Origin of the sequence: Cryptosporangium japonicum (assembly GCF_039524755.1) — a bacterium.
Classification (GTDB): Bacteria; Actinomycetota; Actinomycetes; order Mycobacteriales; family Cryptosporangiaceae; genus Cryptosporangium; species Cryptosporangium japonicum.
In genome coordinates this window covers 12,437-29,234 of record NZ_BAAAGX010000011.1, presented here as the reverse complement: position 1 = coordinate 29,234, position 16,798 = coordinate 12,437, and the positions used below count along the sequence as shown (strand labels likewise).

Annotated in this window: 16 protein-coding genes; 5 read left to right on the top strand and 11 right to left on the bottom strand. The window is 75.2% G+C overall.

The window, feature by feature from the left end; translation table 11 throughout:
* Window positions 1–46 precede the first annotated feature (46 nt).
* Together ABD437_RS15270 and ABD437_RS15265 are read right to left on the bottom strand one after the other, a co-directional pair.
* Window positions 47–991 (bottom strand): NsdA family TPR-like regulatory protein, encoded by a 945-nt coding sequence (locus ABD437_RS15270; RefSeq protein ID WP_344649496.1) that lies wholly within the window; start codon window positions 989–991, stop codon window positions 47–49.
* A gap of 72 nt (window positions 992–1,063) precedes the next feature.
* Entirely contained in the window at window positions 1,064–2,953 is a 1,890-nt protein-coding gene (locus ABD437_RS15265) for an NsdA family TPR-like regulatory protein (protein ID WP_344649495.1), read from the bottom strand.
* A gap of 582 nt (window positions 2,954–3,535) precedes the next feature.
* Between ABD437_RS15265 and ABD437_RS15260 the strand changes: the two genes are divergently transcribed.
* Both ABD437_RS15260 and ABD437_RS15255 read left to right on the top strand, forming a co-directional pair.
* Entirely contained in the window at window positions 3,536–3,703 is a 168-nt protein-coding gene (locus tag ABD437_RS15260; protein WP_344649494.1) for a hypothetical protein, read from the top strand.
* On the top strand, window positions 3,703–4,572 hold the full coding sequence (locus ABD437_RS15255; RefSeq protein WP_344649493.1) for an LLM class flavin-dependent oxidoreductase: 870 nt from the start codon (window positions 3,703–3,705) through the stop codon (window positions 4,570–4,572). Before ABD437_RS15260 ends, ABD437_RS15255 begins: the two co-directional genes overlap by 1 nt.
* Here the strand turns inward: ABD437_RS15255 and ABD437_RS15250 are convergent.
* Window positions 4,553–5,194, bottom strand: coding sequence for a cysteine hydrolase family protein (locus ABD437_RS15250; protein ID WP_344649492.1), 642 nt, complete (start codon window positions 5,192–5,194; stop codon window positions 4,553–4,555). The genes ABD437_RS15255 and ABD437_RS15250 overlap by 20 nt on opposite strands.
* A 112-nt stretch (window positions 5,195–5,306) precedes the next feature.
* On the opposite strand from ABD437_RS15250, the gene ABD437_RS15245 reads away from it, so the two are divergent.
* Window positions 5,307–6,047, top strand: a complete 741-nt coding sequence (locus ABD437_RS15245) for an SDR family NAD(P)-dependent oxidoreductase (protein WP_344649491.1) — start codon at window positions 5,307–5,309, stop codon at window positions 6,045–6,047.
* Here the strand turns inward: ABD437_RS15245 and ABD437_RS15240 are convergent.
* The 6 genes from ABD437_RS15240 to ABD437_RS15215 all read right to left on the bottom strand — a co-directional run bounded on the left by ABD437_RS15240 (window position 5,999) and on the right by ABD437_RS15215 (window position 13,281).
* On the bottom strand, window positions 5,999–6,955 hold the full coding sequence (locus ABD437_RS15240; RefSeq protein WP_344649490.1) for an AraC family transcriptional regulator: 957 nt from the start codon (window positions 6,953–6,955) through the stop codon (window positions 5,999–6,001). The genes ABD437_RS15245 and ABD437_RS15240 overlap by 49 nt on opposite strands.
* Before the next feature lie 65 nt (window positions 6,956–7,020).
* A complete protein-coding gene (locus ABD437_RS15235) occupies window positions 7,021–7,629 on the bottom strand; it encodes a class I SAM-dependent methyltransferase (protein ID WP_344649489.1) in 609 nt (202 codons plus the stop codon).
* 63 nt (window positions 7,630–7,692) lie between these two features.
* The gene (locus tag ABD437_RS15230; protein ID WP_344649488.1) at window positions 7,693–10,233 is read right to left on the bottom strand and encodes a polynucleotide kinase-phosphatase; all 2,541 of its coding nucleotides are present in this window, start codon (window positions 10,231–10,233) and stop codon (window positions 7,693–7,695) included.
* The gene (locus ABD437_RS15225; protein ID WP_344649487.1) at window positions 10,230–11,609 is read right to left on the bottom strand and encodes a 3' terminal RNA ribose 2'-O-methyltransferase Hen1; all 1,380 of its coding nucleotides are present in this window, start codon (window positions 11,607–11,609) and stop codon (window positions 10,230–10,232) included. The genes ABD437_RS15230 and ABD437_RS15225 overlap by 4 nt, the downstream gene beginning before the upstream one ends.
* Before the next feature lie 86 nt (window positions 11,610–11,695).
* Window positions 11,696–12,934 carry an RNA polymerase sigma factor gene (locus tag ABD437_RS15220; protein ID WP_425558156.1) on the bottom strand — a complete coding sequence of 413 codons (1,239 nt, stop codon included), beginning with the start codon at window positions 12,932–12,934 and terminating at the stop codon, window positions 11,696–11,698.
* 14 nt (window positions 12,935–12,948) lie between these two features.
* A complete protein-coding gene (locus ABD437_RS15215; protein ID WP_344649485.1) occupies window positions 12,949–13,281 on the bottom strand; it encodes a YciI family protein in 333 nt (110 codons plus the stop codon).
* A gap of 198 nt (window positions 13,282–13,479) precedes the next feature.
* Here ABD437_RS15215 and ABD437_RS15210 point away from each other — a divergent pair, with 198 nt between their 5' ends.
* Window positions 13,480–14,424, top strand: a complete 945-nt coding sequence (locus tag ABD437_RS15210) for an exopolyphosphatase (protein ID WP_344649484.1) — start codon at window positions 13,480–13,482, stop codon at window positions 14,422–14,424.
* Window positions 14,425–14,438: 14 nt separating this feature from the next.
* Window positions 14,439–15,251 (top strand): alpha/beta fold hydrolase, encoded by an 813-nt coding sequence (locus tag ABD437_RS15205; RefSeq protein ID WP_344649483.1) that lies wholly within the window; start codon window positions 14,439–14,441, stop codon window positions 15,249–15,251.
* On the opposite strand, the gene ABD437_RS15200 is transcribed toward ABD437_RS15205, so the two are convergent.
* Both ABD437_RS15200 and ABD437_RS15195 read right to left on the bottom strand, forming a co-directional pair.
* Window positions 15,241–15,885 (bottom strand): hypothetical protein, encoded by a 645-nt coding sequence (locus tag ABD437_RS15200; RefSeq protein WP_344649482.1) that lies wholly within the window; start codon window positions 15,883–15,885, stop codon window positions 15,241–15,243. The two genes, ABD437_RS15205 and ABD437_RS15200, sit on opposite strands and share 11 nt — an antisense overlap.
* Window positions 15,821–16,777, bottom strand: coding sequence for an AraC family transcriptional regulator (locus ABD437_RS15195; protein WP_344649481.1), 957 nt, complete (start codon window positions 16,775–16,777; stop codon window positions 15,821–15,823). The genes ABD437_RS15200 and ABD437_RS15195 overlap by 65 nt, the downstream gene beginning before the upstream one ends.
* Window positions 16,778–16,798: the final 21 nt, after the last annotated feature.

Below are 16,798 nucleotides of genomic sequence, written 5' to 3'. Positions count from 1 at the left end.
CACCACCGGAGCGGCGCGCTCATCGGCCGGGACGCCGCCCGGACGGCTATCCGAACCGAACAACCAGCGACTCCCTGGTCGCTCGGGACCAGGCCGGGTGGTAGCCGGGGTCGCGGGCCTCGATCGTGGTCACCGCACGCGCCAGCCGCGCACGCACCCGGGCCGAGTCGGGCACCCCGGCCCGGACGACGCCGTCGACGAGGCGGCGCGCCTCGTCCAGCTCGCCCCGCTCGGCGAGCAGGCCGGCCAGCAGCGCCTGGTACAGCGTGGCGTTGCGGCGCTGCCCGGCGGGCACGGCGGCGACCGCCTCGCGGGCCGCCCGCTCGGCGCCCGGCCGGTCCCCCAGCGCGGCGAGCGCCTTGGCCCGGTGGCAGGCCAGGTCGGCCGGGCCCCAGAACCGCAGCCAGCTCTCCTCGGCCTGTCCGCGGGCGGCGGCGAGCGCGCTCTCGGCCGCGCGCAACGACACCCGGGTGCCCTCGCCGTCGCGGCGGTGGCCGTGTCCGAGCGCCGCCCGGGCGGCCAGCAGCGAGGCCAGGTGCGCGGGGGCGTCCGGGCACACCGCGCGCGCGGTCCGGACGTGACGCACGGCGGCCACCCCGTCGCCGGTGTCGGCGGCGGCCAGCGCCATCGACGCCCGGGCCCTGGCGGCGTTCGGACGGTCGCGGTGGCGCGCGGCCAGCACGAGCGCGAGGTCCCACCGGCGCAGCGCGAGGCCGGGCAGACCGGCGTCGAACGCGGTCCAGGCGGCGTTCTCGGCCGCGGCGCCGGCGAGCCGCCCGAACCACGGGTCGGCGTCCGCGCGGTCGCGCAGCGCGGCGGCCAGTTCCCGGCTGGTGCCGACCAGCCCGGCCGAGCCGTGCCGCTCGTCGACCGCCTCGAGACGTTCCACCCGTGCCCGCAGCGCCGGCGTGGGGCCGCTCGCGGGGCTCAGCGGCAGCACCGGCGAGGTGGCGAGACCGGCCAGTGCCAGCAGGAATTGTGCGCGCAGCATCCGATGTCACTCCCGTCGGCGTGCGCCCCCGGTCGGGATACGTAACCCGCCTTCACTGTAATGGCCCGCGGGCTAGGAGGCCTGTCGTGCGCTCATCGCCTGACTCATGATGCATCGGAACTGGCTTTCGAAGCGGTCCGACACGGCGCGGCGCAACCGTCCGGACAGGTCGGCACGCAGATCGGCCAGCTCCTCGACCACCCGCGCGCTGAGCACCGACGCGTCGCACATCAGCGTCGCCGCGTCGGCGCCGGCCTCCTCGGCGTCGGCCAGGTCCCCGCACGCCAGGTGGGCGGCGCCGACCCGCACCGCGTACAGGGCGCGGTTGCGGTCGCTGGCCCGCACGCCCCGCGACGCCCGGCGCAGCAGCGGGCGGGCGGCGTCGGCGCGGCCGAGGTCGAGCAGGCACGTGCCCTCCATCCCGTCGAGCTCGCTCTCGTCGAGGTGCGCGAGCCACTCCGGGGACGGCCCGTGGTCGGCGTGCCGTCGCCCCACCGCGGTCCGGGCGCGGTCGAGCGCCAGCCGGCTCCGGCGTTCCTCGCCGAGCATCGCGTGGGCGCGCGCCTCCCGCAGCGCGATCAGCGCGGTGCGGTCGGCGAACGCGCCGGGGTCGGCCCGGCGGGCCGCGGCCGCCGTGCCCAGACCGAGCTGCGGGCTGTGCCGGGTGGTCTCCAGGTAGCTCAGGTCGGTCAGCGCGTGCGCCTCCAGCGGCGCCGAGCCCAGCGTGCGCGCGGTCGTCAGCGCCTCGGTGAACCAGTGCGCCGCGGTCTCCAGGCGCCGGGCGTCGAACGCGGTCCAGCCCGCGCACATGCTCAGGTCCCCGCCGGCCAGGCGCAGCGCCGTCTCCACCGGGCGCGGCAGGTCCTCCTCGGCCAGCCGCCGGTCGAGCACCGCGAGCAGCACCTCGGCCTCCCGGTAGGCGACGTCGCCGCCGACGTCGTAGTCCAGCCGGTAGAGCCGGGCGATAGACCGGCGCACGCCCTCGACCAGCTCGTCCGGCGGCAGCGTCGCCAGCAGCCGGGCGTCGGGCGGCTCGGCCGGGAGCCCGGACGGCTCCGCCGGCGGTTCGGCCGCCTCCCCGTGGCGCAACACCAGGCCGGCCGGGATCCGCAGGCCGCTCACGAACTGCGCCAGCAGCGCGGAGGTCGGGGCGAGGCGTCCGTTCTCCAGCCGCGAGATCGTGCCCTGGGAGACCCCGACCAGGTGGGCCAGCGCGCGCTGGGTCGTCACGGTCGTGCGCGAGCGGTAGAGCCGGGACACCGCGCCGAGGTCGCGCGTGGCCAGTGCCTCGCGCATCGGCGGGGCCCACCAGAACACGAACGGCTGCGACACGGCCACCGGCGCGACCACGGCGGCCCGCGCGGGGACGGGCGGCTCGTCGCCGGGGATCCGGTCCCACAGCGCCAGCCAGGCCGCCCGGTCGACGTCGTCGAGGAACGTGTCGGAGAGCAGGTCGACCAGCAGGTCGCGGCGGAACGGGCGGCGGCCGGTCAGCGCCTGGCTCAGCGTGCTCACCGGGTACCCCAGGCGCGCCGCCCGCGCGCGCAGCGTCACGCCCTCCAGCTCGACGAGCGCGCGCAGGTGCCGGGCGAAGGCGGCCCGGCGGGCGTCGGCGCCGGGCCGGGTGCGCAGGAGCTGGCGGACCGTGATCAGCAGGCGGCGCGCCTCCACGTCGACCGGCGCCGGGAGCATGCCCGCGCGGGCCCGCTCCCAGCGCGAGCGCCACAGCGGCAGGTCCTTCGGCGGCGCGCCGCACGCCCGGACGAACGCCGCGGTGACCTCCCAGGTGGGCAGCTGGTGACCGGCGGCGGCCTCGGAGAGCCGGGAGGGCGCGTAGTGGGCCCGCGCGGCGATCGTCCGGTAGGTCGGTGACCCGGCACCGGTCCGCAGCCGGCGCAACGCCTGCGCGAAGCCGGCCAGCGCACGGTTCCCGGGTGGAATCGGATTCTCCGGTCGGGGCACGGCCTCACCCACTGCAAACAGACACGAGGACTCCCACCTTGTGGTCCGGGCGAGCTATTGATGATGGCGCCTCCGGTCATTCTCGGAAACCACTCCCGGCGATCGCCACTCCGCGTCGGTGCGCGGCACGGTCGGCCGCAAATGCGGCGCGTCGAACAATCGACGTTCGGCCGGTGGGTTGCCGCTGGTCGGCCCCGCGACCCCGGCGGAGGGGACGGATGCGCAGGTGGGATGGGCACCGTCCGGTGGTCACGGGGTGATGCGCTCCGCATCAGCGCGCCGTGCTGCCATCCAGATCAACCCCGGTCGGACGTCGCGCGGCCGGTCCGGGAATGCGGAGCACAAGAATGCGCACGAGCTTCGGCGGTGTAATGCGAAACGCTATTCGGATTCGACGATTCGACGCATGTCATCGGGGTATCAGAGCCATTCGTCCGGCTCCTCATCGGACCGTCGCGATCGACCGCGGGAAACAGCTGGAGGCATTATTTGGACAAATACCCGCGAACCCCGGGCCGCCCGTGATCCACTGCACGCGGCCCCCGTGCACCACCGCCAGCGGCGACCGATGAGGAGGCGACCATGACCAGCACCGACACGATCAACCATCCACATCGTCCGGACCGGGACGACCACCATGGACACAACGGCCGCGAGCGCCCGTCCGCGCCGCCCGACCCCGACGAACCGCCGAGCCCCCGGCCGTCCGTGCCCGAGAAGACGCCCGATCCGGCCACCGAGGGCCGCTAGTGAAGCTCGGACTCGCGCTCGACCTCGGCTCGGCGGCTCCGGTCGCCGACCAAGTCGGCGACGCGCTCCCGGTCCTGCGCACCGCGGAGGACACCGGCGTCGACGCGGTGTGGATCGGCGAGAGCTACCACCGCCGCCCGGAACCGTTCCACCTGCCGGCCGCCCTGCTCGTGCTCGCGCACCTGGCTGCGCGGACGACCCTGCGGCTCGGCACCGGCGTGCTGCTGCTCCGCGCGTACGACCCGCTGCGCCTGGCGTACGAGACCGCGCTGCTCGACCAGCTCTCCGGCGGCCGGCTGACCGTCGGTGTCGGCCTGGGCCCGGCCGAGCTGCGCACGCGGTTCGGCACCGGCACTCCCCCCGACGCCGCGCTCGAGGCCCTGCGGAAGGCCTGGCGCGAGGTGGCGCCCGCCCCGGTGAGCGGGCCCCGGCTGCTCGTCGGCGGCGGGGCCGAGGCGGCGGTGCGGCGCGCGGCCACCCTCGGCGACGGGTACTACGCCGCCACCAACTACACCGACCGGCTGCTGGCGCGGCAGGCGTCGGCGTACCGGGAGCTGGTGCCCGGCGGGGAGGTCGTCGCCAACCGGCTGTGCCTGGTGCACCCGGACGGGCAGCGCGCACGGGAGCTCGCGGAACGGTACTTCGCCCCGGTCGCCGGCTACTACACGTCCCGGGGGCTGTGGGAGTCCGTCCCGGGTGATCCGCCCGCCCCCGCGACGCTCGTCGGCACCCCCGCCGACGTGGGGGCGGCGGTGCGCCGTTACGCCGAGGACGGCGTCACCACGGTGAACCTGCGGGTCAAACCGTTCGGCACCCCGCCGGACGTCGCCCGCCGCACGCTGGAGCTGGTCACCGCCGCCATTCGCTGACCAGCTCGTCGGCGCTCGTCAGCACCGCGACGTTGAGCGCGAGCTGGGCCAGGGCGGCCTCGTTCGTCGCGACGTCGTACGCGGCGACCGCGTCGGTGGGGACGAGCACCGGCCAGCCGAGCTGGAAGGCGTCGGTCGCGGTGGCGGCGACGCAGCAGTCGCTGGTGAGCCCGGCCACGGCCGTCCACCCGACCCCGGCGTGGCGCAGTGCCTCGGCCAGCCCGGTGCCCAGGAAGCCGCTGTAGCCCCGCTTGACCACCCGCGTCTCGTGCTCCGCCGGGGCCAGCCGGTACCAGTCCGCGCCGGGGGTGCCCCGGACGCAGGGTTCGTCCGGCCCGTAGGGCGCGTCCGGGTCACCGGTGCGCAACCACTGGCTGGCGCGCCAGGGTGTGCCCGGGTCGGTGCCGAGCCCGACCCAGACCACCGGGACGTCGGCCGCGCGCGCCGCGTCGACCAGCCGGCCGGTGGTCGTCACCGCCGACGCGACCGCGGCGGACGCCTCCGGGCGCAGGTGGTAGCCGGCCAGGTACGCCGGGTCGGCGAACGAGCGCTGGACGTCGACGACGAGCAACGCCGGCCGCCCGTTCCGCAGCGCCGCCAGTTGCCGTTCGCGCAGGGTCACGTGCCGACCGTGCCATGCGCCGCAGCGAAGGGACAGTGCGCCGCGTCGAAAGATCCGCGCCGCCCGCACCGGAAGAGTGGGCCGGGCCAGCACGACCGACGAAAGGAAACCCGTGAGCGAGAAGGTTCTGTCCGGCAAAGTGGCGATCGTGACCGGTGGCAGCCGGGGCATCGGCGCCGCCACCGCCCGGCGGCTGGCGCGTCTGGGCGCGGACGTCGCCATCACCTACGTCGCGCAGGCCGAGAAGGCCAAGGCGGTCCTCGACGACCTGCGCGCGGAAGCTGTGCGCGCCGAGGCGTTCCAGGCCGACCAGGCCGACCGGGCCGAGGCGACGGCCATGGTCGACGCGGTGGCCCAGGTGTTCGGCCGGATCGACATCCTGGTCAACAGCGCCGGGGTGTTCCGCCCCGGTGAGCTCTCCGGCGACGAGCGGGACGCGCAGGCCGCGGTGAACCTGACCGGCCTGGCCGACACGACCTACCAGGCCCTGCGGTACCTGGGCGACGGCGGCCGCGTCATCAGCCTGTCCTCGGGCCTCGCCACCCGCGCCGGGACGCCCGGCGTGGCGGACTACGCGGCCACCAAGGCCGCCGTCGGCGCGTACACCCGGGCCTGGGCCAACGACGTCGCGCCGCGGCGGATCACGGTCAACGTCATCGAGTGCGGCCTGGTCGACACCGACATGGCGGTGCCGGCCGACTCCGAGCTGGGGCGCGTGTTCGTGCAGATGATCCCGCTGCGCCGGTACGCCAGCGCGGACGAGATCGGCGCCGCGGTCGCGTTCCTCGCCGGGCCCGACGCCGACTACATCACCGGCACCACGCTGCGCGTCGACGGCGGCGCGCTCGCCTGACGGGCCTCCCGGGGCGTCCGGCCGAACTCGCGCCGGTACGCGGTGGCGAACGACGAGTGGCTGGCGAACCCGCAGGCGTAGGCGATCTGCGCGATCGACCGGTGGTGCCAGTCCGGGCTGGTCAGCCGGGTGTGCGCGGCGCGCAGCCGTTCGGTGCGGATGAGGTCGCGCGACGTGGTGCCGGCCGCCTGCAGAACGTCCTGGATGTAGCGGGTCGACCAGCCGAGCGCGCGGGCGATGCCCGCCACCGTGAGGTCGGGGTCGGCGGCGTGACGCCGGACGTAGCGCCGCACCTGCGCCTCGACCTCGTCGCGCTGCGCCGGGGGTGCCGCGTCCACGGCGCCCTCGGCGGCCAGCCCGACCAGGTCGAGCAGCTGATCGCAGGCGACGTCGAACGCCGCGCCGGTCAGCTGCTCGCGTTCCTCCTGCAGGGTGACGACCATGCCCCGGATCAACCGGCCCAGCCCGGCGGTGCCGTCGAACGCCAGCGACCCGCGGGTCGCGGTGCGCCGGTGGACGGCTTCGGTGGGCATCAGCAGGGCGATCGACACGAAGTCCTCGCCGTGGCTGAACGTGACCGGCTCGTCCACATCGCACAGCGCGAGCGTGCCCGGCCGGATCGTCCCGTCGCTGCCGGCCTGGCTCACCTGGGCGCTCCCGGCCACCGGGACCAGGAGCTCGGACACGCCGCGGGCGTCGGCCCGGATGTGCCTGCGCCCGCGGACGAACTCCTCGCGGACGTGGCCGCACAGCGCGACGCCGTAGGACCCCGACCGCTGCCACTCCAGCCGCCCGGCCCAGGGCCCGGCCTCGGTGAGCGTGACCCGGCTCGCCCCGTGCAGGTCGATGAACGCGTCCCGCCAGCTCCGCGCGTCCGGAGTGGAGTCCGGTTCGTTCCAGTGGTACATGCCGACAGGCTATGCGACCGGATCGAGCCCCCGACCGGCCCCGGGACCACCCCGGAACGCGCGGGCTAACGGGGGCGGCGGCAGTGGTAGACGAGGGCGGGGGGCAGGTTGGCCCAGACCGTCCGGCCCACCACGACCTCCTCGAACCGCGTGTCCAGGAGGCGGCGGAAACGCCGGGCCGGGCCCGACCAGCGCGCGTGCACGTACGCGAACGTGGTGAACGCGCCCTCGGGGCGCAGCGCGCCGGCGATCGCACCGAGGATCTCGGTCTGCCGCGCCGGCCGGAACGCCGCCCACGGCAGCCCGCTCACCACGACGTCGGCCCGCTTGATACCCAGGCCGCCGAGCACCTCGACCAGGTTCCGCGCGTCGGCTCCGACCACGTCGACGCCCGGGAAGCGCGCGGCCAGCAGACCGGTGAACTGCGTGTTCACCTCCAGGGCCACGTGCCGGCCGCGGCCGCCGAGCGCCGCCTGGATCGAGCGGGTGAACGCACCGGTGCCGGGCCCGAGCTCGACGACCACCGGCTCGCCCGACGCGGCCACGGGCGCGGTCACCCGCCGGGCCAGCGCTCCCCCGCTCGGCACCACCGAGGCGACACCGAACGGGTCGCGCACGAACTCCCGGACGAAGGGCATCGTGTCGCTGTCGCACTGCGCATGGAGCGTTGTCATGAGACCGAAGTGTGCGGGTGTTCCCGGTGGTGAACCAGGGACCGCCGATCCCCGGATCACCGGTCACAGGCGCGGGTCGGTCGGCTCGGACTCCAGCGCCAGCACCGCGAACACCGCCTCGTGCACCCGCCACAGCGGCTCGCCACGGGCCACCCGCTCGAGCGCCTCGACGCCGAGCGCGTACTCGCGCAGCGCCAGCGACTGTTTGCGCCCGAGCCCGCGCTCACGCAGCCGCGCGAGGTTCGCCGGTTCGGTGTAGTCGGGCCCGTAGATGATGCGCAGGTACTCGCGGCCGCGCACCTTGATGCCCGGCTGGACGCGACGGCCGACCGCCCCGTTGGCCAGCGGCTTCACCACCATCCCCTCGCCGCCGGCGCCGGTCAGCTCCTCCCACCACGCGACCCCGGCCGCGCTGGAGCCCGGGTCCTCCACGTCGACGACGAGCCGCCGGGTGCGCCGCACGAACGCCGGGTCGGCCGCGGCCAGCCGGCCGGCCACGTCCAGGTGCCAGCCGTGGTCGTGGTCGGCCCAGGTGCGGCCCTCCCCCTCGGCCGGGCCCGACGCCAGCAGCTGGAACGGCGCCACCTCGACGCCGGCCAGACCCGCCGTCGGCCACACGTACCGCCGGTAGGCGTCGCTGAACGCCTGGGCGTTGTGCACCCGGGCGGTGGCCCGCCCGAGCAGCTCGCCGACGTCGATGCCCCGGGCCGCCACGGCCGACAGCACGTCGACGGCGGCCGGGGTGGCGGCCCTGGCGGCGGCGCCGACCGCCGCGTACTGCCCGCGGAGCAGCTCGTCGGCCTTCGCCGACCAGGGCAGGATCTCCGCGTCGAACAGCAGCCAGTCGGCGTCGGCCCACAGCCCGGCGGACTCGGCCGCGTTGCGCAGGCGGGCCAGGAACTCCTCGGTCAGCGGCGCGGGGAAGAACGCCCGCCCGGTGCGGGTCCAGACCGCGCCGCTCGCGCCCGGCTCGGCGTCGAACCGGGTGTGGGCCACCTGGGTGTCCCGCGCGAGCAGCACCACCGCGCGGGAGCCCATGTGCTTCTCCTCGCAGATCACCGGCCCGGCGCCGGCCGAACGGTAGGCCGCGAACGCCGCCTCGGGGTGTTCCAGCAGGTCGCCGGTGGACGCGGTGGCGCAGGGCGCCATCGTCGGGGGCAGGTAGAGCAGCCAGCGCGGGTCGAGCGCGAAGCGGCTCATCACCTCGAGCGCGCCGGCGGCGTTCTCCTCCCGGACGGTGACCCGGCCGGCCAGCCGGGTCTCGACGCCGCGGCGCCCGGTGACGTCGGTGATCGCCAGCTCGTCGGGGCGGCGGGCCGCTTCCGGGAAGAGCGGGCGGACCGGCTCGTACCAGACGCGCTCGGCCGGGACGCTCACCAGCTCCTTCTCCGGGTAGCGCAGCGCGGTGAGGCTGCCGCCGAACACGCAGCCGGTGTCGAGGCAGAGCGTGTTGTTGATCCACTGCGGCTTCGGCACCGGGGTGTGCCCGTAGAGCACCATGGCCCGCCCCCGGTACTCCTCGGCCCAGGGGTAGCGGACCGGCAGCCCGTACTCGTCGGTCTCGCCGGTGGTGTCGCCGTAGAGCGCGAAGCCGCGGACCCGCCCCGACGCCCGGCCGTGGTACTCCTCCTTCAGCCCGGCGTGCGCGACGACCAGCTTGCCGTCGTCGAGAACCAGGTGCGAGACGAGCCCGTAGCAGAACTCCTCGACCGCCGCGACGAACTCCGGCGGCTCCCCGGCCAGCTGCTCCAGCGTCTCGGCCAGCCCGTGGGTGCGCTGCACGTCGCGGCCGCGGAGGGCCTTGACCAGCTTGTTCTCGTGGTTGCCGGGGACGCAGCGGGCGTGGCCGGCCGCGACCATGCCCATCGCCAGCCGCAGGACGCCCGGCGCGTCGGGGCCGCGGTCGACCAGGTCGCCGACGAAGACGGCCCGGCGCCCGGCGGGGTGCACGGCGTCGACCGGGCGGCCCTCGTCGTCGCGGACCAGCGTGTAGTCCAGGCGGGTCAGCAGCGTCTCGAGCTCGCGGCGGCACCCGTGGACGTCGCCGATGACGTCGAACGGGCCGTGGTCGTCGCGGAAGTCGTTGAGCAGCCGTTCCCGGACGATCACCGCGTCGGCGATCTCGGCCTCGTCGCGGAGCACGTGGACGGTGCGGAAACCCTCCCGGCGCAGCGACCGCAGCGAGCGGCGCAGCTGCTCGCGCTGGCGGCGGATGACCGGCGCGCCGAAATCGCGGTCGGTGCGGCCGGCGTTGCGGGCCAGGCACACCTTCTCGGGCACGTCGAGGACGATCGCGACCGGCAGGACGTCGTGCGCGCGGGCCAGCTCGACGAGCGACTTCCGGGCCTGGGCCTGGGTGTTGGTGGCGTCCACGACGGTCAGCCGGCCACCGGCCAGGCGCACCCCGGCGATGTGGTGCAGGACGTCGAACGCGGCTGCGGTGGCGCTCTGGTCGTTCTCGTCGTCGGCGACCAGGCCGCGGCAGAAGTCGCTGGAGATCACCTCGAACCGTCCGAAGTGGGCGCGCGCGAACGTCGACTTGCCCGATCCGCTGGCCCCGACCAGGCACACCAGCGACAGCTCGGGAACGGTGAGCGTGCTCATCGGGCCTCCTCGCGCCGGAAGACCGCCAGCTGGGTGGGCGGACCGAGCTCGGGGTCGTCGTCGCCGACCGGGGCGTGGCGCACGGTGTACCCGTGCTCGCCCGCGACCGCGCCGGCCCAGGCCGCGAACTCGGCCCTGGTCCACTCGAACCGGTGGTCGGGGTGGCGGAACGCACCGGCGCGCAGGCCGGCGTAGCGCACGTTGTACTCGGCGTTGGGCGTGGTGACGAGCACGGTCCGCGGCCGGGCGGCGCCGAACAGCGTGCGGGCGAGCGCGGGCAGCCGCGGCGGATCGAGGTGCTCGATCACCTCCATCAGGACCACGGCGTCGTAGTCGCGCAGCCGGTCGTCGCGGTAGGTGAGCGAGGACTGGATCAGCTCGATCCGCGCCCGGACGTGGTCGGACATCCGGTCGAAGTTCAGGCGGCGGGCGGCGGTCTCCAACGCACGGGCCGAGACGTCGACGCCGAGGACACGGGCGAACCGCGGGTCGTTGAGCAGCGCGCGCAGCAGGGCGCCCTCGCCGCAGCCGACGTCGGCGACGCTCGACGCGCCCTCGGCGGCCAGCGCCGCGACGACCGCGTCGATGCGGCGGCGGGCCAGCGGGCGCGGCTCGGCGGCGACCGCGTTGTCGAGCGTCTCCGGCTCGGTGTCGTCGATCTCGGCCAGCCGGCCCACCGCGGAGAGCACCAGGTCGCGCCGGTGACGCAGGTACCGCCGGGTGATCAGGTCGCGCTCGGGGTGGGTGGCCAGCCAGCGCCCACCGGCACGCAGCAGCTTGTCGACCTCCTCCTCGCTGACCCAGTAGTGCTTGCTGTCGTCGAGCACCGGGAGCAGGACGTAGAGCTGGGTGAGCGCGTCGGCCAGCCGGACCTCGCCGGTGAGCTCCAGCGCGACGTAGCGCGAACGACCCCAGGAGGGCACCTGCGGGTCGAGCGCGATCGGCGTGGCGCGCACGCTCCAGCCCAGCGGCGCGAACAGCCGCTCGAGCAGCTCGGGGCCGCCCTGGCTGGGCACCGCGGGCAGCCGGATCTCCAGCGGCAGCGGACGCTCGGCGAGGTCGGGACGGGCGTCGCACCGGCCGTTGAGCGCGGTGCGGAACACCTTGCCCAGCGCGACCGCGAGCATCGACGAGGCCACGTACGGCCGGTCGTTGACGTACTGGCTCAGCGACGCCTGCCCCGCACCGCGCACCAGCGCCACCGGATCGACCTCGACCAGGAGCGCGACCGTGCTGCGCTCGGGCGTCGCCTCCGGCCACACCACGTGGGCGGCGCCGGCGGCGACGTCGAAGCGCAACGCCTTGTCGGGATGCTTGTGCAGCAGGTACCCGAGGTCGGTCGCGGGCCGGTGGGTGGTGGACAGCGTCATCAGCACCGCGACAGTGTCGCGTGCCCCACCGACAATCGCGCCCCAATTACGCGCCGGCCAGCGCGTCGAGCTCCGGCGGCACGGCTCGGACCCTAGCCTCCGGTCAGCTGGTCGCGGCGGCGCGTCAGGTAGGCGATCTCGGCGGCGTTGGTGGCCAGCGCGATCGCCCGGTCGTACGCCTCGCGCGCCGGCGCGCTGCGCCCCAGCCGGCGCAGCAGTTCGGCCCGGGTGGCGTGGAACGTGTGGTAGCCCTCCAGCGGCAGCCCGTCCACCGCGGCCAGCGCGACCTGCGGGCCGTCGACCTCGGCGACCGCGATCGCCCGGTTGAGCCGGACGACCGGCGAGGGATCCAGCCGGGCCAGCTGGTCGTAGAGCGCGACGATCTGCGGCCAGGCGGTGTCCCGGACGTCGGGCGCGTCGGTGTGGACGGCGTTGATCGCGGCCAGCAGCTGGTAGCGCCCCGGCGCCTCACCGGTGGCCAGCCGGGCCCGGACCAGCGCGTGCCCCTCGGCGACGAGCCCGCGGTCCCAGGCGCCGCGGTCCTGCTCGCCGAGCGCGACCAGCTCGCCGCCCGCCGAGACCCGCGCGGCCCGGCGGGCCTGCGTCAGCAGCATCAGCGCCAGCAGCCCGGCGACCTCGCCGTCGGCGGGGAGCAGGGCGTGGACCAGCCGGGTCAGCCGGACCGCCTCGTCGGTCAGGTCGTCGCGCAGCGGTGCGTGGTCCGGCGCCGAGGTCAGGTACCCCTCGTTGAAGATCAGGTAGAGGACGGCGAGGACGCCGGTGACGCGGGCCGGGAGGTCCTCGCGCAGCGGCACCCCGTACGGGATCCGCGCCGCCCGGATCTTCGCCTTCGCGCGGGTGATCCGGCGGGCCATCGCGGATTCCTCGACCAGGAAACCGCGGGCGATCTCGGCCACGGTCAGCCCGCCGACCAGGCGCAGGGTCAGTGCGATGCGTGCCTCCGTGGCCAGCGCCGGGTGGCAGCAGGTGAAGACGAGCCGGAGCCGGTCGTCGTCGATCGCGCCGAGCGGCTCGGGGGTGTCGGTCAGCATCAGCGCCTCCCGGTGCTTCTCGTCGCGTCGGACCTCGCGCCGCAGCCGGTCGACGGCTTGGCGGTAGGCGGTGGTGGTGAGCCAGGCGCCGGGGTTGGCCGGGACGCCCTCGTCCGGCCAGCGTTCGACCGCGGTCGCGAACGCCTCCGCCGCCATCTCCTCGGCGACGTCGAGGTCACCGAGGCGACGGGCCAGCCCGGCGACCACCCGGGCCCACTCCTCCCGGTGGACCCGGGTGATGGTGCCGGCGATGCCGGTCGTGCCGCCCGCGCCGGTCATTCGCCGCGCTTCGGTCATTCGCCGTGCGTCGGTCGGAGCTCGATCCGGCGGTTGCACGCCTTCGACGCCTCGGTGGCCAGCCGCAGCGCGACGTCGAGGTGCGGTGCGGTGATGATCCACAGGCCCACGACGTACTCCTTCGACTCCACGTACGGCCCGTCGGTGAGCACGGGCCCGTCGCCGCGGTTGTCGACGACGGTGGCCGTGTCGGGCCCGCCCAGGCCGTTGGCGAAGACCCAGTGGCCGCCGGCCCGGAGCTCCGCGTTGAAGACGTCGATCGCGGCCTGCTCCTCCGGGGTGCCGGGGTGGGTGCCGTCGTCGAGCACGGACATCAGGTACTGCGCCATCCGGATCATCTCCCGAGGTCGTGGGTGCTGTCGGTGCTGCTACGAACGGCGCCGGCCCGATCGGACGACCGCTACCGCCATTGACGACTGGCACGAACTGCCCTCAAGTCAACCGCGGAACTCCCGATCTACTCCTCGAGCCAGGCTCTCGGCCACCCGACAGAGCCCACCGTAGAAGCGAGAGCTCGAGGACCCGCGATGAAATACCGCCTGGTGACGCGCAGCGACTTCGACGGACTGGTGTGCGCGGTCCTCCTCCGGCACCTGGACCTGATCGACGAGATCGTGTTCGTCCACCCCAAGCCGGTGCAGGACGGGCTGCTCGAGATCACCGAACGCGACATCCTCACGAACCTGCCCTACTCGCCCGACGCGCACCTGGTCTTCGACCACCACCGCTCGGAGACGCTGCGTGTCGGCGCGAACGCGGCCAACCACGTCATCCGGCCGGACGCCCCGTCGGCGGCGCGCGTGGTCTACGACTACTACGGCGGCCGGAAGGCGTTCCCGAAGGTCTCCGACGACATGATGGAGGCCGTCGACGCGGGCGACTCCGGCGCCTACGACCTCGAGGACATCTTCTACCCTGAGGGCTGGACGCTGCTGAACTTCCTGATGGACAGCCGCACCGGTCTCGGACGCTTCCGGCACTTCAAGATCTCGAACTACCAGCTGATGATGAAGCTGATCGGGCTGTGCGCGGAGAGCCCGACGGTCGACGACATCCTCGCCCAGCCCGACGTCGCCGAGCGCGTCGACGTCTACCGCAAGCAGGCGAACGCGTTCACCGAGCAGCTGCGCCGCCTCGGCCACCTGCACGGCGACGTGGTGGTGGTCGACTTCCGGCGCGAGCAGGTCATCCACGCCGGCAACCGGTTCATGGTCTACGCGCTGTTCCCGCAGGCGCGGGTGTCGATCCACGTGCTGCCCGGCCGCGGCGGGACGAACACGGTGCTGGCGGTCGGCAAGTCGATCCTCGACCGCACCTCGCCCACCGACATCGGCGCGGTGATGCTGCGCCACGGCGGCGGCGGTCACCGGGCGGCCGGGAGCTGCCAGGTGGAGAACGAGCGCGCCGACGCGCTGCTGGAGCAGGTCATCACCGAAGTCGCGGCGAACCGGGAGCACGCACTGTCTACATGATGTAGACAGATGGGGTGACCGACTTCCAGTCCGCGTACGACGCGGTGCTGTCCCAGTGGCCGGCCGGAACCGAAGCCCTCGACCGGCCGACGCCGGTGGGCCGCACGCGTGTGCACGTGGCCGGCCGCGGCCGGCCCCTCGTCCTGCTGCACGGCGGCGGCGCCACCTCGACGGCCTGGTTCGCGCTGGCGTCCGCGCTGGCCGGCGAGTTCCGGGTGTCCGCGCCCGACCTCGTCGGCGACGCCGGGCGCAGCGAGCGCACCGCGCTGCGCACCCCGGCCGACCTGCACGCCTGGCTCGACGCCGTGCTCGACGGACTCGACCGCCCGATCCTCGGCGGCCACTCCTACGGCGGCTGGATCGCGCTGACATACGCGCTGGCCCACCCGGACCGGGTCGACCGGCTGGTGCTGCTCGAACCGTCGTCCTGCTTCGCCCCGATGGCGCCGGGCTATCTGCTGCGCGGGCTCCCGGTGCTGCTCGGCAACACACCGCGCCGGCAGCAGCGGCTGTTCGACTGGGAGACCGGCGGCCGCGCCGTCGACCCGGCCTGGATGGCGCTGATGCGCGCCTCGACCACCGAGCGCTGGCACCGCCCGGTGCTCCCCCGGCGTCCCCGGCCGGAGCAGTTGCGTGTCTTCGACCGCCCCACGCTCGTCGTCACCGGTGGCCGCAGCCGCTCGCAGGACCCGGTACGGGTGGCGCGCACGGCCACCGCGCTCCTGCCCGACGTCACGGTGCGCACGCTGGCGCGGGCCAGCCACCAGACGATCCCCACCGAGGACGCCGACGAGCTCGCCGGTCACATCCGCGCGTTCACCGGCTGAACCGGGCGGGCCGGATCAGCACCTCGCTGCCGACCGGGACGAACCCCACCGCGAGGAACGACCGGAGCGACCGCGCGTTGCCCGGCGACACCCCGGCGAACACGGCCTCGTCGCGCGGCACCAGCGACAGCGCCTCCCGGATCAGCGACCGGCCGTTGCCGCGGCCGCGCGCGGTCTGGTGGTGCAGCTCGATCGACATCTCCAGACGCCCGGCGATACCCTCGGCCAGCGTCACCAGCCCCCGCTCGTCGCCGTAGACGCGCACGTTGGACCGGCGTTCCCGGGCGAACGCGACCCGTGGGTGGTCGTCGGCGTCGGTGAGCTTCGGGAGCGCCGCCGCGCCGCCCCGGCCCCGGGCCACGACCGTGACGTCCAGGTCACCGACGTCGCCCGCGGGGCCGGCCAGGAACCGCAGGAAGTCCGGGGACATCGAGCGGCCGAACCCGTCCGGTTTCTCGGCCGCGACCTGCGCCGCGCTCAACGCGGTGGCGACCACCGCGTGCCCGGTGAACGCGACCGCGCACTCCCGGCCACCGTCCAGCGCCGGCACGGTGGTCACCGTCCCGTCGTCATCCGGGAAGCGGCCGTCCGCGGCGTCCAGGAAGTACCGGAGGAGCGGATGTGGGTGAGTCATACCGAAAAGGATGCGCCATCCGCGCGCCCGGCGGGTGCCCGGTGACCCGCTTGTAGGCCGCGCTGAACGCGCTCTCCGACGCGTACCCCCACCGGCCGGCGACCGACGCGACGGTCCGCCCGGCGGCCAGCTCGGCGTCCGCACCGGCGATCCGCCGGCGCAGCAGGTACCGCATCGGCGGCATCCCGACCAGCGCGGTGAAGCGGGTCGCGAAGACCGTGCGGGAGAGCCGGGCGACCGCGGCCAGGCGCGCGACCGTCCACGGCTCGGCCGGCCGCTCGTGCAGCGCCAGCAGCGCGGCGCCGACGCCGGGCTCGCGCAGGGCGTCGGCGAGCGCGCTGGACCGGAACACCTGCAGGTAGAGGGCGTGGCTCAGGTGCCGGCGCAGCGCCTCACCGGCGCGGCCGTCCGCGGTGGCCTCGGCCGCGAGCAACGACAGCGTGGCCGCGACCCCGCCGCGCAGCTTCCGCGCCGGCGGCTGCCCGTCGAGCAGCAGGCGCGCACCGCCGGCGTCGGCGAAGCGCAGCGCGCTGCCGACCATCCGCACCGTGACCGGCCCGGTGCCGGCCTCGTAGCGGGCCGGTCCCCGCGCGGCCGCGGCACCGTCGCCGGGACGCACCGCCGGGTCGCTCGCGGTGACGTAGTCGACGCCGCTGAGCAGGTACGCCTCGCCCGCGCGGAGCAGCACCGGCTCGGCCGGGCCGGGGCGCACCCAGCACGCGCCCTCCTCGACCGCGACGACCTTCACCTGGCCCGACCGGCCGAATCGCAGCGCCCAGTCCCCGCCGCCGGTGAACGTCGACAGGCGGGCCGGGCGCGCACCGGCCATCGCCAGCGCGTCGGGCAGGACGTCGGCCGAACGATCGCGCACACCATCCGAACGTTCGCTCATTGTCGCTCCACGTCCCCATTC

Excerpts from the sequence above, each read along its gene's own strand:
- ABD437_RS15195 (WP_344649481.1), bottom strand. The coding sequence starts at position 16,777 with ATGAGCGAACGTTCGGATGGTGTGCGCGATCGTTCGGCCGACGTCCTG.
- ABD437_RS15220 (WP_425558156.1), bottom strand. The coding sequence starts at position 12,934 with ATGACCGGCGCGGGCGGCACGACCGGCATCGCCGGCACCATCACCCGG.
- ABD437_RS15210 (WP_344649484.1), top strand. The coding sequence starts at position 13,480 with ATGAAATACCGCCTGGTGACGCGCAGCGACTTCGACGGACTGGTGTGC.
- ABD437_RS15260 (WP_344649494.1), top strand. The coding sequence starts at position 3,536 with ATGACCAGCACCGACACGATCAACCATCCACATCGTCCGGACCGGGAC.
- ABD437_RS15235 (WP_344649489.1), bottom strand. The coding sequence starts at position 7,629 with ATGACAACGCTCCATGCGCAGTGCGACAGCGACACGATGCCCTTCGTC.
- ABD437_RS15215 (WP_344649485.1), bottom strand. The coding sequence starts at position 13,281 with ATGGCGCAGTACCTGATGTCCGTGCTCGACGACGGCACCCACCCCGGC.
- ABD437_RS15270 (WP_344649496.1), bottom strand. The coding sequence starts at position 991 with ATGCTGCGCGCACAATTCCTGCTGGCACTGGCCGGTCTCGCCACCTCG.
- ABD437_RS15200 (WP_344649482.1), bottom strand. The coding sequence starts at position 15,885 with ATGACTCACCCACATCCGCTCCTCCGGTACTTCCTGGACGCCGCGGAC.
- ABD437_RS15230 (WP_344649488.1), bottom strand. The coding sequence starts at position 10,233 with ATGAGCACGCTCACCGTTCCCGAGCTGTCGCTGGTGTGCCTGGTCGGG.
- ABD437_RS15240 (WP_344649490.1), bottom strand. The coding sequence starts at position 6,955 with ATGTACCACTGGAACGAACCGGACTCCACTCCGGACGCGCGGAGCTGG.